A 13,940-nucleotide genomic window follows, 5' to 3' on the forward strand; every position below is an offset into this window, starting at 1 on the left:
TGAGTTTTTATGTATTTTCATTTACTGTTTTTAATTAATAAAAAATATTAGATAATTTTTATGATTAATCTTTTTTAATATCTCTTAAAAAATTAATTTTCAACTCTTCGTACAAAGAATGTCGGCTCACCAAAACGGAGAAAATAGAGGACATCATCCCAGCAAGCATCAAGTGAAATATCAAAGAATGGCGATCTGTCATTTCCAAAACCAAAATCGCAGAGGTGAAAGGTGCTCGTGTAATTCCTGTGAGAAAAGAGACCATTCCCGCAAGAATCAAAACGTTGGTTTCGTTGTCCGTGAGATTCATAAGATTTGCAAAAACACTTCCAATAGAAGCTCCGGTAGAAAGTGCTGGCGCAAAAATTCCGCCTGCGCCACCAGAAGTAAAAGCCAAAGCGGGACCCAACATTCTGAGAATCGGAACATACCAAGCTTCAGTTTTATTTTCCGTAAAAAGGACTCGTTCTATAATGTCCTTCCCCGAACCTAAAATATCTCTGTTAATGAAATAGGCAATGGTCGCAACAATCAATCCACAAATAACAAGGAATACAACATTGGATAAATCGGTTTTTAATTTCTTTTTTAATCGATTGATTTTCAACATCGCCACAGAAAGCTGACTGCTCAAAATCCCTGCGATTCCAGAAACGAAAATAATCGGAAACATAATCCATAAAGTCACATCACTCGTTTTTGGATAACCAAGATAAAGATAAGAACCAGCAAAAGATTGCGCCGTAAGTCCAGCAATTATAACCGCCGTAAACAATGCCGTTTTGAAATAATTAATATGTGTCTTCGATAATTCTTCCACCGCAAAAACAATTCCGCCAAGTGGCGTATTGAAAGCTGCAGAAAGTCCAGCCGCCGCACCTGTCAAAATCATATTTTTCTTAGAAATTTTTGGCCACCAAGCGGGTAAAAATTCATAGACTTTCCGGAAAATGGAACCTGCAATTTGAATCGTCGGTCCCTCTCGCCCGATTGCGCCTCCGCTGGAAACCAAAACGAAACTGGAGAGAATTTTTATAATAATGATTCTGAAACTTAATAATTTGTGAATCAAATGATTGTCTCTCGGATTGGCAAGCTCTACCGAAGCCATCACCTGCGGGATTCCGCTTCCTTTTGCATACGGTGCATATTTTTTTACTAGCCACCAAGAAAGTACAAAACCAGCTGGCGCAATGATGAAGATCATCCAAAGATGCCAATTCAAAATTTTGTTAAGCGTATGTTCACCAAATGCGAAAATCTGAGCGTACAAAACCGCGATGATTCCCGTAATGATGGAACCAATCCAAAAAGGAACTGCTTGCAGGAGATTCTCTTTCAGACGCTCATTTCTGATGTTGTCGAAAGATTTTTTGAGAATAGTTCTGGCGTATCGGATTAATCTTTTCATACTCAGAGTTTCAAAGTTTCTGGATTGTGGAGACGGATGATTTTTGCGCCTTTTTCTATTAATTTCAAATGCAAATCTAAAGTTTCTTTTTCAACCTCATTGGCTTGTTTTCCGAGTGGTTTGTAAATGAAAGATTTCTTTGATATTCCTGCCAAAACTGGATATTTCCCGAAACCAATATATTCAAATTCATCTATCATTTTGTATTGGTCTTCAATCGTTTTTCCAAATCCAAAACCTGGGTCGAGTATAATGTCGTTGATTCCTTTTCGATTTAATTCTAATAATTTCTCAGAGAAAAATCGATTGATTGACAGAATAATATCATCAAATTTAATTTTCTCGTGCATCGATTCATAACTAGGATTGATATGCATTAATATATAAGGTAAGCCCGTTTTCGAAACCACATTCAATAGTTCAGAATCAAATTGTCCAGCCGAAATATCATTCACTAAATCAATGCCTTCATCAAAACCAAATTTCACAACATCTGCATAAAACGTATCCAGCGAAATCAAACTTTCCGGAAATTCTTTTTTAATCAATGAAATCACATTTCCAATTCTTCGAATTTCCTCATCAGATTTTAAATATTCTGCATTTGGGCGAGTTGATTGTGCGCCAATGTCAATGAAAGTTGCGCCGTTTTGCAAAAGATTTTCGGCTTGTTTCAGCGCATTTTTTTCATTATTAAATTCCCCCCCATCAGAAAAAGAATCGGGCGTGAGATTCAAAATCCCCATTAATTTTGGCTTCGATAAATCAACCAATCGGCCATTGCAATTGATTGAGAAGGAATTATCGTTTCGGGAATTGGTAACAGAAAAGTTCATTTTAAATTTTAAATAATGAATATTTTAAAACAAGTTTAATGATAAAATCGTTTTTCTAATTTGTCATCGCATAAACTGCAAAACTCGCTAGCCAATGGTCGCCACCATAATTTCCCTGAAAAATAATCGGAAGCGAATTCTCAATGAATTTTTCCTGAGTCATTTCAAATCTTTTTCTAAGCTTATTTCCTTCTGGTAAAGCATTCGCAATATTTTTCATTGCCCAAGCTTTTGAAAAGGATAATCCAACCAGATGAACGGTTTGATAATCACTCAAATCACTGATGATAGGAATCTGTTCAATGTTTTCCAAACTTCTTTTTTCATAGAAATTACTTAGCCATTTTTCAAATTCTTTTTGTGGCAAAATTCTGCTCATCAATTCTGCAATTTCCAGACTTGGAGAAAAGAAATCACTTCCGTCAGGCTCCAAATAAGCGGGCGTTTTTGTATTGTTCAAATAGAAAATTTTGGCTTTGTCAGACAATTCTTTCTCGAAGATTTTATCGCCAGTTTCTCTCGCCCATTCGATGGCGAAACACATTGCAAATGCGGTATTTGGATGAACGCCAGTTCTGTTTGGGTAGGTTTGTTTTGGTAAATAAGTTTTCCAAAGTCTCAGAATTTCGTCTGTCAACGGTTTTAAGTTTTGATGCCAAATTTTAGCTTTTGGGTGATTCCATTTTGCTAATTCTTCATCCAATTTGAGAATCCAAGCCCAGCCGTAAGTTCTTTCAAAATTCTGTGCGACTTGATATTTCGTGAAGTATTTGGCTTCTTCTTTAATTTTTTCTGGCGAAAAAGAGGCTTCTAAAATAGAAATGATTTGGTCTCTGTTTTCCAAATATTGTTCAGTACTTAATAATCTCACCAACATCCAATGTCCGTGCACAGAGCTGTGCCAATCGAAACAACCGTAAAAACTCGGGTGCAATTCTTTCGGTGTCAGAACTGCGTCTTTTTCAGAATTGATGACGTGTGCGGTTTTGTTCGGATATTCTTGATTGATGCATTTCAGAGGCATCGATGCGAGTTTGTTTGCCATTTCCGCCGTCAGTTCTGATTTTTGTTGAGCGTTTACAAAAAATGAAGACATTAGAAAAAGTGAAATGGCTGTTTTCATCGGTAGAATTTAAATTATTTTATATTGTCATTTTCAATCGCCAAAAACTTTTTTGACGTTTCAAAAAGTAGCGATTTCATTAAGGAAAATTTGGAATTATAAAAATAGATAATTTTTCCGGTTGGCAATCAAAATTTGAAAACAACAAAATTTGTATCTTTGACCAATTAGACAGATTTATGCACAATACATCCGCCCAGTTTGACGACGTTATCACGATTTGCAGGGATTTATTTCAAAAAAAAATGAAGGATTATGGAACCGCGTGGCGCGTTCTTCGTCCAAGTTCTATTACAGATCAAATTTATATCAAAGTCAATAGAATCCGTACTTTGCAGATGACCGACGTGAAAATGGTGGACGAAAGTGAGGAAGACGAATTCATCGCCATCATCAATTATTCCATCATCGGATTGATTCAATTAGAAAAAGGTTTTTCTGATGAACTGAACGCTAATCCAGATGAAACGATGGCGCTTTACAATTCCTACGCTCAAAAAGCAAAGGACTTGATGGAACGCAAAAACCACGATTACGGTGAAGCTTGGCGTGAAATGAGAATCTCATCCATCACCGATTTGATTTATCAAAAAGTCCTCAGAACCAAACAAATTGAAGACAACAACGGCGCAACTTTGGTTTCCGAAGGTTTGGATGCCAACTATTTTGATATGCTCAACTATGCAGTATTTTGTTTGATTAAGTTCAAAAATTAAGAGATTTTTTTAATCATTTATCAATTATCATTCATCAATCATCACTTATGAAAGCAGTTTTACGCTACATTGTCGCACTTATATTCATCGCTTCCGGATTTGTGAAAGCGGTGGATCTCAAGGGATTTTCTTTTAAATTGGAAGAATATTTTTCGCCCATCGTTTTTGACTTGCCATTTTTGGAGAAATATGCTTTGGTATTTTCAATCATTGTGGTTTTGCTGGAGCTGGTGTTAGGTTTTATGTTGTTAATGAAAATTAAACTGAAAGAAACCATTTATTCCTTGATTGCACTTTGCGTTTTCTTTGGATTTCTAACGTTCTATTCAGCTTATTTTGATGTCGTTACAGATTGTGGATGTTTCGGAGATGCACTGAAATTCACGCCTTGGCAATCGTTTTGGAAAGACATTACGCTTTTGGTTTTATTGATAATTCTTGCAGTTCTTTACAGAAAAAGAGAAGAAGATGAAGCCGTGAGATTTGGAAAGTTACCGTTATTGGGCGTTTTTGTTTTGGTGATGTTTTTCGTGATGTACCGCGGACTTTTCCACGAACCAATGATTGATTTCCGTGCTTATGCAATCGGGACAGATTTGGCTTCGGAGAAAGATAAAATCAATAAAAATCCGTCTGAATACAAGACTTTTTACTCATTGAAAAATTCAAAAACCCACGAGGTTAAAAAAGTGGACCAAGACGAATATATCAATAAGGAATATTGGAAAGATACGACTTGGCAAATCGAGGAAGGAAAAACCACTTCCGAAATCGTGAAAAAAGGCTACGAATCCGAAATTTCGAAGTTTAAAATCGAGGATACAAACGGAAATAACATCACAGACGAAATCCTGAAAGAGCCAAAAGTAATTATCATTTTCACTTACAAACCGAAGGAAGCTGACGCAGAATTGGTCAAAAAAACCGAGACGAAAGCGTTGTCAGAAAAAGCAAAAGTAATCGGCGTAAGCACACAACCTGATTTCTACAAGCAAGTCCCAAACTATATGATGGACGAAATTGCCATCAAAACCATCGCCAGAAGCAATCCTTTCATCTTGATTTTGGAGAAGGGAAAAGTGGTTGAAAAACTGGGCGCAAAAGATTATTTGGATTAATAATCTTAAATTTGAAATGCTGAAAACAATTAGTGACTTTTAAAATCAAAAAATAAATATTGTATTAGTCTAACATTCAAAGTCTAATATCTAACATCTATATTATATAATGAGAAAATCAAACAAACCAATCGCTGGCTATCACTTACTGATGATTTTGTCCGCAGTCGATGGAATCATAAAACCGGAAGAAGGGCTCAAAGTTCAGGAATATATGACCGAGGAATTTCCTTTCCGTCTCAATTTGGACGACGAGTTGGAAATCATCGCGCAATTGACATCTGACCAATGGCAAGACCACTTCGAGTTCCACGCAAAATGTTTCGAAGAAGATTCTACCGAGCAAGAAAGAAAAGACTTCATCCAATTCGCAAAATCACTCATCAAAGCGGATAACAAAGTGAGCGACGACGAGCATAAATTTTACATCCTACTGAAAAACCTTTGGAATTTAAATTAATATCAAAATGAGAAAAAACATTGTCGCAGGAAACTGGAAAATGAACAAAACCTACGCTGAAGCACAAGAATTGATGGCCCAGCTTTTAGAATACAAAAAAAACAACACCACCAACTGCGAGGTTTTCATCGCTCCGCCAGCGTTGTATCTGGCTTCTGCTAAAGAAGTTTTCAAAAATGGCGAAGTGGGCGTGTACGCTCAAGACGTTTCAGAATACGCGAGTGGCGCGTACACAGGCGAGATTTCTGTGGATATGTTGGCATCCATCGATGCAGACGGAAGTTTGGTGTCGCACTCCGAGAGAAGAACTTTCCACGGCGAAACCGATAGCCACGCGAACAGAAAAGTAAAAGCACTTTTGGACAAAGGTTTGACGCCAATCTATTGCAATGGCGAGAAGTTAGAGGAGAGAAAATCCGGAAGACATTTCGAAGTCGTAAAAAACCAAACAGAAACGGCACTTTTTACTTTATCTGCCGAGGAAATCAAAAAAGTTGTGATTGCTTACGAACCAGTTTGGGCCATCGGAACCGGCGAAACAGCCACTGCAGAGCAAGCGCAGGAAGTCCACGCCTACATCAGAAGCCTGATTGCTGACAAATACGGAAAAGAAATTGCGGACGAAGTTTCCATCCTTTACGGCGGAAGTGTGAAGCCAGACAACGCTAAAGAAATCTTCTCCCAACCAGACGTAGACGGCGGTTTGATTGGAGGCGCCGCGCTAAAAATCGAAGATTTCACAAAAATCATAGAAGGATTCAATTCATAAATAAAACTTACTTTGTCAAATCGAAGATTCGGCGTAGCCAAAGTTTATTCGATTTGACAAAGTTTTTTTTGGAGCTTAATCCCGCTATCCGTTGCAATCTTTTTTGCACCACATTTGGTCATCCGAAAGAAAGTGAAGTCAAAGCAAAAAAGGATTTCCACTACTATCGGGGCTAGGGGTTTTGTTATCCAAACAAATTTTGTCATCCAATAGTTAGCGTTCAGATATTTATTAATTGAACCATTATTGTTTTTCTTTGCTGAGCGTCAGCGTCTTTGCGAGCCTTAAAAATGTTTTCAATTAATTTAAAAAAAAATCTTAGCGAACTTTGCGTTAATTTTTTTATTCAGCTTCAGCATATCAAAAATTTATCTCCCTACTATTTTTAAAATTAAAACAATATGAAAATAGAACACCTCGGCATCGCTGTGAAGTCTCTCTCAGATTCAGATGATTTGTTTACCCGACTTTTGGGAAAATCAAACTACAAACAAGAATCTGTAGAAGGAGAAGGCGTTACCACCTCTTTTTATGAACTTGGCGAAAGCAAAATAGAACTTCTGGAAGCTTCAAACCCCGAAAGTCCAATCGCCAAATTCCTCGACAAAAAAGGGGAAGGAATCCATCATATTGCCTTTGGTGTAGAAAATATCCAAACCGAAATCGAAAGATTAAAACAAGAAGGCTTCACTTTCATCTCCGAAGAACCGAAACAAGGTGCTGATAACAAATTAGTTGTCTTCCTTCACCCAAAATCGACCAACGGTGTCTTGATAGAATTGTGTCAAGAAAAACCCTAAAACGTTTTGTAGATAGAGAAATTTTGCTATTTTTGCAAACACAAAATTTAACCAATTTTACGCGGTCCTATAGCTCAGTTGGTTAGAGTCCCTGACTCATAATCAGGTTGTCCCTGGTTCGAGCCCAGGTGGGACCACTACGAACCCTTGAATACGCTGATATTCAAGGGTTTTGTTTTGATTAAATACAACACATATTACTAATTTAACAAAATAAAACTTTTCCAAAAGAATGGATTTTAAAAAAAACTATTTTAAGATCCTTTTGAAATTAAAATAGCAGTTTAGTGTTTTTAATTATAAATAAATACCTCTACTTAATGAAGTTGGTCGTATTTTAAATTTGTGATCACAACAGGACTCTATCCAAACCATTCATTAGCAGATACAAATAATATTCTGAAGGTATTTAATGGAGTATAAACTTCTAATTGTCTTAATTTGATCTGATTACAATAACTAATACGCGTGTAATAAAACCTCTGTTTTTCTCCACCAGAACACCGTTTCCCATTTTTCTGAGATTATTGTAAGTATTGTTTAAAATCTCATTGATCATTTTATCAATGATAAGTTCTTTAAAATGCATTTTCAAATATATTATCTATAACAATTTGAAAATGTTATTTGTCATATCTTGATTGATAGACCTGTTAGGTATAATTATACAAAACTCAAGACAAAGTTCACACTAATTTTATTATTTTAAAAATTCACTTCTACAAGAGTCATAAAATGGAAACTTAAAATTTATAATTAAATTTTATTTGTTTGATTTTTAAAGTTTTATATTAAATTATCCCAATTCTTTTTTTTTGATATATTTGAGAGCTTAGTATATACATAGACGTTAAAAATATATTCTCCAAGTGCAATCTCAATTTGAAAAACTATATTCTGATTACAAAAATCAGGTTTATTTTTTCGTGAAAAAATACGTTCACGGGCAGGATGATATTGAGGATATCGTTCAGGATATTTTTGTTCATCTGTGGAAATATAGAGATTCTCTGGAAAAAAATAAAGAAGCCATTGTTTTCAAAACTGCTAAACAGGAAATTGCCAATTTCTATAGAAAAAATAAACTGTCTTTCTCAGATTTCAAGGAAGAATCTCATCTCAGCATTGTGAAGGACGAATATGACGAGGAAGAGTTCAAATCATATTCTGAACAAGCAGAAAAATTACTTAAACTAATTCCTGAAAAAAGCAGGTCTTTCTTCCTTAAGCATAAAATAGACGGACTTAGTTATTCCGAAATTGCAAAAGAAAACAGTATTTCCAAAAACGCTGTAGCTAAGCACGTTAATAAGGTGCTTCACATCCTAAAAACAAACATTAATCTATTTTTTCTGCTGCTGATTTTCATTAAAAAACTTTTTTAAGGTTGACGATTTCGGTAGGTCTGCGTAATTAATCGTAAGACAGAAATCAATCTGAAACTAAAATAAGTTTATAATGAAGAAATCATTTTCTATTCTGCTACTCGCAGCTTCCTTTTTTTATCAGGGACAAACTACCAAGGAAGAAATCCTCTCAAACCTGAATCAAACAGGAGGTGTTTACTACGCTTATCCAACTCCGACAAAAAAACTGACTGCAGTTCCGTCCGAATATCAGCCGTTTTATATCAGTCATTATGGGAGACACGGTTCAAGATGGCTCATCAATGACAAAGATTTTTCCGGCGTGATGGACATCCTCAAAAAAGCTAATGAGAATAATACCTTAACAGAAACCGGAAAATTAGCATTACAACGATTGGAAAAAATCTGGAAAATTGCTGAAGGACACAATGGAGATTTGACGGAACTAGGAGCAATACAACATAAGCAGATTTCGCAAAGAATGTTCAAAAATAATCTGCAGGCTTTTGGTAATAATGCGATTGTTACTGCAAAATCAACTGTTGTTCCGAGATGCATAATCAGTATGGCTTATTTTACCAATGAATTGACAGCGAATAATCCGAAGCTGAACATCAGCATAGAATCTTCAGATAAGTATATGAAATATCTGAATCATCATACCAAAGAATCTATCGATTTCAAAAGTCAGGATAACTTCTGGCAGGAAGAAAAGCGGAAAATGAAACAAGATGCATTGCGCTCAGACCGATTTATCAAAAATCTATTCAATAATGAAGACTATGTTTACAAAAATGTGAACCCTGAAAAAGTAGTGGAATCTTTCTATTGGATTGCCAGCGATATGCAGAATCTGGAAACGGATATTTCTTTCTATGATTTGTTCACGAAAGATGAATTGTTCAATATTTATCAGGCAATCAATTATCAATTCTATGTGAACGACGCTGCATCGCCTTTGAGTAAAGGATTGGTGAAAGATAATGCAATTCCGTTAGTCAAAAATATTCTTGAAGAAGCCGAAGATTATATTAAAAATAATAAAAGTGGAGCATCGCTAAGGTTTGGTCACGATGGAAATATTGCACCATTACTCGCCTTTATGAGAGTTGAAGGAATGGACAAAGAAGAAATCAATCCTAGAAAAGTCTATAAAGTTTGGAATACTTTTCAAGCTGCACCAATGGCTGCCAATCTCCAGATGATTTTTTATAAGAATAAAAAAAGTGATGTTTTGGTGAAATTTCTTTTGAATGAAAATGAAGTCAGCATTCCTGTTGAAACCAAAAGTTTTCCTTACTACCAATGGAATGATGTCAAAACTTATTTGGAAAAAATAACCAAATCAAATTAATATCAATTTTTTTGAATTAAAATTAATTTTAAAAAACTTTAGAAAAAAAGGTTGACGATTTAGAAATCCTGCGTAATACTGAATATGAATAACATAGACGACGAAAATTTTAAAAAGAATTGGGAAAAAACCTACGAAGAAAACCAGCGAATGGATTCGGAAACCGATGCACGAATCCAAGCGGGAATTCAGAGTAAGATAAAATCAAGTAACAAGTTCAAAAAATTATATTGGGTTGCTGCAGCTGCGGTAATCACAGGATTTGGTCTTCTTTTTTATACATCTCCTTCGTCGGCTTCTACTGAGGCTGTTCAGTCTCAATTTTACTCCAGTGTGGATTTTACAAAAAAGATTAATCTTCCCGATGGAAGTGAAATTATCTTAGAACCTCATAGTACAATTGAATTAGCAAAGGATTTCGGAAAATCTGACCGTAAAATCATATTCACAGGAAAAGCAACTTTCGATATTGCAAAAGATAAGACAAGACCTTTTAGAATCAATGCAAAAGATTTCACTGTACAGGTTTTAGGAACTAAATTTTTCCTTGACCAAACAATCGGAAAAGAAAAAGTAGAACTTTTTGAAGGGAAAGTAAAAGTCAATCATCAGGGAAAAATCACTTATTTGCTTCCAAACGAATCTTGGAACAAAAATGTGGAAGAGAAGCCTCAAACTTATATTGTTGCAAATGTGAAAAGGAATTTCTCCTTCGATGATGAAAATTTTGAAAATATCATCAATGAACTGGAAGTAGTTTATAATGTTAAAATCGATTATCCTCAAGAATATTCCAAAAAGAAAATCAAAGGTTCGTTCTCTGGCGATATGAACGAGGTTTTGTTCGCAATCTGTTATCCATTCAATCTTAAAGCTGAAAAAAAATCTGAAAATCAAATACAATTAAAATAAAAAAGCACCGATAATGACGGTTATCGATGCTATAAATGATTCGACTCGCTAAAGTATAATCAAATTAATCCTCAAATTTATGAAAAAAACAGTAATGTCCGTAATCTTATTGGTTGCCACAGGTCTTCCAATCGCTTACGGGCAGTCCGGACAAACACCACCGGTCGCTATGAAAAAAGAGAATCGGGTGTCTATTATCAAAGTTTTTGATAAGCTCAGCAAATCTTCCAAGATTCCGTTTCTCTATTCCAGCACAGATTTCAAAGATGTTTTTGTGAATGATAATGCTATCAATTATTCATCTTTGGAATCATCATTAAAATATCTCAAAAAATTCTATCCGATAGAATATGACATAAAAAATAATACGGTTGTTCTTAGAAAAACCAGTGTCAAATTGATTTCCCAATCAGAAAATTTTCCCATTCCCAAAGACACTATTGCGGTTCAGGAGAAAAAGATTGATGAGGTTGTCATTATAGGTTATGGTAAAATTAAAAAATCTGATGCAACAGGTTCTCTCACAACCGTTAAAATCGATAGTGAGAATGACGGAAGCCCAGTTTCTGCACAAGATGCTTTGACGGGAAAAGCGGCCGGAGTTAACATCATTTCTCCCGGCGGAGCGCCAGGTGCGGGTTCAACTATCAGAATCAGAGGTGGTTCTTCTTTGTCCGCCAGTAATGACCCACTTATCGTGATTGACGGAATTGCGATTGACAACTCTTCAACCTCAGGTTCCAGTAATATTCTTGGGATGATAAACCCGAATGATATCGAAACTTATACGGTTCTGAAAGATGCCTCTTCAACAGCAATCTACGGTTCCAGAGCTTCAAATGGTGTCATTATCATTACAACTAAAAAAGGAAGTAAAAAGACAAGATTCCAATATTCTTCCAATACAAAAGTGAGCTACAATCCCAAGATGCTGGACGTTTTGAGTGGCGATGAATACAGAAGTTTTATCAAGGATTATTACGCAGGAAATAATACAATTATCAACGGTCTTGGAACGGAAAACACCGATTGGCAAAAGGAAATCTACAGAACGTCTGTCAGTAATGACCAAAACTTCAGTATGACTGGAGCAATTAAAGATATTCCTTATCGATTATCTTTAGGATATACGGACCAGCAAGGGATTATCAGGAAAAATTCTTACGAAAGAATGAATGCGAGTTTGGCAATCAATCCTTCATTTTTTGACAAGCATTTGAACATTAATCTTAATTATAAACCAAGTATAGAGAATAATGATTTTATTTCCAATCCGGCAAGTTCGGCTGTGGGATTTGACCCGACTCGTCCTGTTTATGACAATTCTTCTCAGTATGGTTTAGGTTATTTTATATGGAAAGATGCGTCTGGAAAACCGATTACGATTGCAAGTGCCAATCCTGTTTCTGTCCTTAATCTAAGAAAAGATGAGTCAAAAGTCGTTCGTCATATTGGGAACATTCAGTTGGATTATAAAATTCACGGTTTCGAAGATTTGAAATTAAATGCCAATGCTGGTTTTGATATTTTGAAAAGTAATGGAGATATTTTTGTTCCGGATAATGCACCTTTGGCTTGGACTTCCATTGGAAATGACGGGCAAGGTCTGATTGAAAATTATACTCAGAAGAAAAATAATACGCAGTTAGACTTATATGCGAATTATACAAAGACGCTTTCCAATCATAAAATTGATGTAATGGGAGGTTATTCTTGGCAGAAGTTCTGGCAAAGTTATGATGATAATCAAACCAATATTTCTGGAAATAAAGTCTATCAGAATATCATTTCGAAGTCAGAATATTATCTGGTTTCATTTTATGGACGTTTGAATTATACTTTCAAAGACCGTTACCTTTTCACAGCTACAATTAGAAATGACGGTTCTTCGCGTTTTTCCAAAGACAACCATTGGGGACTTTTCCCATCGGCAGCGTTTGCTTGGAAAATCAATGAAGAAAGTTTTCTGAAAGATGGTGGTTTTTTCTCTGATTTGAAATTAAGATTAAGTTATGGAAAAACTGGTCAGCAAGATATTGGTGGAGATTACGAATGGATGCAAACCTATACCTACAGCCAATCCAATGCTTTGTATCAATTGGGGAACCAGTATTACCAGACCATTCGTCCCAACGGTTACGACCCGAACCTGAAATGGGAAACAACTTCTACTTATAACGTGGGTTTAGATTTTGGAATTCTTAAAAATATAATTTCTGGTTCTGTCGAAGTTTATAAAAGAACAACAGATGATTTGTTGAATAAAATTTCAGTAGCGGCAGGTTCCAACCTTACCAATATGATTTTTACGAATATTGGTTCTATGGAAAATAAAGGTGTCGAAGTTTCATTAAATACTATTCCAATCAAAACAACTGACTGGCAATGGACTTTGGATGCAAATATTACATTCAATGAATCAAAAATTACCAAACTTACGCTTGTTGATAGTCCAAATTATGGTGTGAATATCGGGAATGTTTCTGGTTCAACAGCAGGAACAATTCAGACACATTCTGTTGGATATTCTCCTTACACTTTTTATTTGTATCAGCAGGAATATGATGAAGCCGGAAAACCGATTGAAGGAAAATATAAAGGTGGTCTCGTAAAAGATAAAAACCCGATGCCAAAATCTTTCCTCGGAATCTCTTCTAAATTGAGTTATAAAAATTGGTATTTAGGATTCAATGGTCACGCTAATTTTGGGAACTATGTTTATAACAATGTGAAATCCAAAGATTATAAGACCAAAGCGACTTTAGGAAACGGAACTTATTCCAATCTTTTGAGTTATACAGCTGAACAAGGTTTTGATAATCTGCAGCTTTACTCTGATTTTTTCCTTGAAAAAGCTTCTTTTTTCAGAATGGACAATATCACGCTGGGACATAATTTCAAGAATATCAGCGACAAGTTCGATCTGGGTGTTAATCTATCTGTACAGAATGCTTTTGTGATCACAGGATATAGCGGACTTGACCCGGAGGTTTATCTTGGAATCGATAATAATATGTATTCCAGACCTCGTTCATTCCTTTTCGGACTTAATGTTAACTTCAAATAATCCAATT

The 13,940-nt window shown here is 35.5% G+C and carries 12 protein-coding genes and 1 tRNA gene; 10 read left to right on the top strand and 3 right to left on the bottom strand.

Going from position 1 to position 13,940, the window contains the following annotated elements:
• Nucleotides 1–64: 64 nt before the first annotated feature.
• From B0I22_RS05020 to B0I22_RS05030, 3 genes are read right to left on the bottom strand one after another with little or no spacing between them, the layout of a single operon-like run.
• Entirely contained in the window at nt 65–1,411 is a 1,347-nt protein-coding gene (locus B0I22_RS05020) for a chloride channel protein (protein WP_133943553.1), read from the bottom strand.
• Between the two features lie 2 nt (nt 1,412–1,413).
• Nucleotides 1,414–2,247 carry a dihydropteroate synthase gene (gene folP, locus B0I22_RS05025; protein WP_246022142.1) on the bottom strand — a complete coding sequence of 278 codons (834 nt, stop codon included), beginning with the start codon at nt 2,245–2,247 and terminating at the stop codon, nt 1,414–1,416.
• 55 nt (nt 2,248–2,302) lie between these two features.
• Nucleotides 2,303–3,370, bottom strand: a complete 1,068-nt coding sequence (locus B0I22_RS05030) for a DUF2891 domain-containing protein (RefSeq protein WP_133943554.1) — start codon at nt 3,368–3,370, stop codon at nt 2,303–2,305.
• A gap of 179 nt (nt 3,371–3,549) precedes the next feature.
• On the opposite strand from B0I22_RS05030, the gene B0I22_RS05035 reads away from it, so the two are divergent.
• From B0I22_RS05035 to B0I22_RS05080, 10 genes are all read left to right on the top strand, one after another.
• Nucleotides 3,550–4,086: a DUF1599 domain-containing protein gene (locus B0I22_RS05035; RefSeq protein ID WP_133943555.1), complete on the top strand. Its 537-nt coding sequence runs from the start codon at nt 3,550–3,552 to the stop codon at nt 4,084–4,086.
• A gap of 47 nt (nt 4,087–4,133) precedes the next feature.
• Entirely contained in the window at nt 4,134–5,204 is a 1,071-nt protein-coding gene (locus tag B0I22_RS05040; RefSeq protein WP_133943556.1) for a BT_3928 family protein, read from the top strand.
• Nucleotides 5,205–5,313: 109 nt separating this feature from the next.
• Entirely contained in the window at nt 5,314–5,664 is a 351-nt protein-coding gene (locus tag B0I22_RS05045; protein WP_034974793.1) for a tellurite resistance TerB family protein, read from the top strand.
• A gap of 7 nt (nt 5,665–5,671) precedes the next feature.
• A complete protein-coding gene (gene tpiA, locus B0I22_RS05050; protein ID WP_133943557.1) occupies nt 5,672–6,433 on the top strand; it encodes a triose-phosphate isomerase in 762 nt (253 codons plus the stop codon).
• Between the two features lie 401 nt (nt 6,434–6,834).
• The gene (gene mce, locus B0I22_RS05055) at nt 6,835–7,233 is read left to right on the top strand and encodes a methylmalonyl-CoA epimerase (protein WP_133943558.1); all 399 of its coding nucleotides are present in this window, start codon (nt 6,835–6,837) and stop codon (nt 7,231–7,233) included.
• A 63-nt stretch (nt 7,234–7,296) separates the two neighbouring features.
• Nucleotides 7,297–7,370: transfer RNA gene (locus B0I22_RS05060), tRNA-Ile, on the top strand.
• 732 nt (nt 7,371–8,102) lie between these two features.
• Nucleotides 8,103–8,618: an RNA polymerase sigma factor gene (locus B0I22_RS05065; protein ID WP_166668177.1), complete on the top strand. Its 516-nt coding sequence runs from the start codon at nt 8,103–8,105 to the stop codon at nt 8,616–8,618.
• Between the two features lie 73 nt (nt 8,619–8,691).
• Nucleotides 8,692–9,954, top strand: a complete 1,263-nt coding sequence (locus tag B0I22_RS05070) for a histidine-type phosphatase (RefSeq protein ID WP_133943560.1) — start codon at nt 8,692–8,694, stop codon at nt 9,952–9,954.
• Nucleotides 9,955–10,038: 84 nt separating this feature from the next.
• Nucleotides 10,039–10,866 carry a FecR family protein gene (locus B0I22_RS05075; RefSeq protein WP_133943561.1) on the top strand — a complete coding sequence of 276 codons (828 nt, stop codon included), beginning with the start codon at nt 10,039–10,041 and terminating at the stop codon, nt 10,864–10,866.
• A 79-nt stretch (nt 10,867–10,945) separates the two neighbouring features.
• Nucleotides 10,946–13,933 carry a SusC/RagA family TonB-linked outer membrane protein gene (locus tag B0I22_RS05080; protein ID WP_133943562.1) on the top strand — a complete coding sequence of 996 codons (2,988 nt, stop codon included), beginning with the start codon at nt 10,946–10,948 and terminating at the stop codon, nt 13,931–13,933.
• The last annotated feature ends 7 nt before the right edge of the window (nt 13,934–13,940 follow it).

This window comes from Epilithonimonas xixisoli (assembly GCF_004365655.1).
Taxonomy (GTDB): domain Bacteria; phylum Bacteroidota; class Bacteroidia; order Flavobacteriales; family Weeksellaceae; genus Epilithonimonas; species Epilithonimonas xixisoli.

What these genes read in the sequence shown, in the direction of transcription:
- B0I22_RS05020 (WP_133943553.1), bottom strand. Translation starts at nt 1,411, where the DNA reads ATGAAAAGATTAATCCGATACGCCAGAACTATTCTCAAAAAATCTTTC.
- folP (WP_246022142.1), bottom strand. Translation starts at nt 2,247, where the DNA reads ATGAACTTTTCTGTTACCAATTCCCGAAACGATAATTCCTTCTCAATC.
- B0I22_RS05030 (WP_133943554.1), bottom strand. Translation starts at nt 3,370, where the DNA reads ATGAAAACAGCCATTTCACTTTTTCTAATGTCTTCATTTTTTGTAAAC.
- B0I22_RS05035 (WP_133943555.1), top strand. Translation starts at nt 3,550, where the DNA reads ATGCACAATACATCCGCCCAGTTTGACGACGTTATCACGATTTGCAGG.
- B0I22_RS05040 (WP_133943556.1), top strand. Translation starts at nt 4,134, where the DNA reads ATGAAAGCAGTTTTACGCTACATTGTCGCACTTATATTCATCGCTTCC.
- B0I22_RS05045 (WP_034974793.1), top strand. Translation starts at nt 5,314, where the DNA reads ATGAGAAAATCAAACAAACCAATCGCTGGCTATCACTTACTGATGATT.
- tpiA (WP_133943557.1), top strand. Translation starts at nt 5,672, where the DNA reads ATGAGAAAAAACATTGTCGCAGGAAACTGGAAAATGAACAAAACCTAC.
- mce (WP_133943558.1), top strand. Translation starts at nt 6,835, where the DNA reads ATGAAAATAGAACACCTCGGCATCGCTGTGAAGTCTCTCTCAGATTCA.
- B0I22_RS05070 (WP_133943560.1), top strand. Translation starts at nt 8,692, where the DNA reads ATGAAGAAATCATTTTCTATTCTGCTACTCGCAGCTTCCTTTTTTTAT.
- B0I22_RS05075 (WP_133943561.1), top strand. Translation starts at nt 10,039, where the DNA reads ATGAATAACATAGACGACGAAAATTTTAAAAAGAATTGGGAAAAAACC.
- B0I22_RS05080 (WP_133943562.1), top strand. Translation starts at nt 10,946, where the DNA reads ATGAAAAAAACAGTAATGTCCGTAATCTTATTGGTTGCCACAGGTCTT.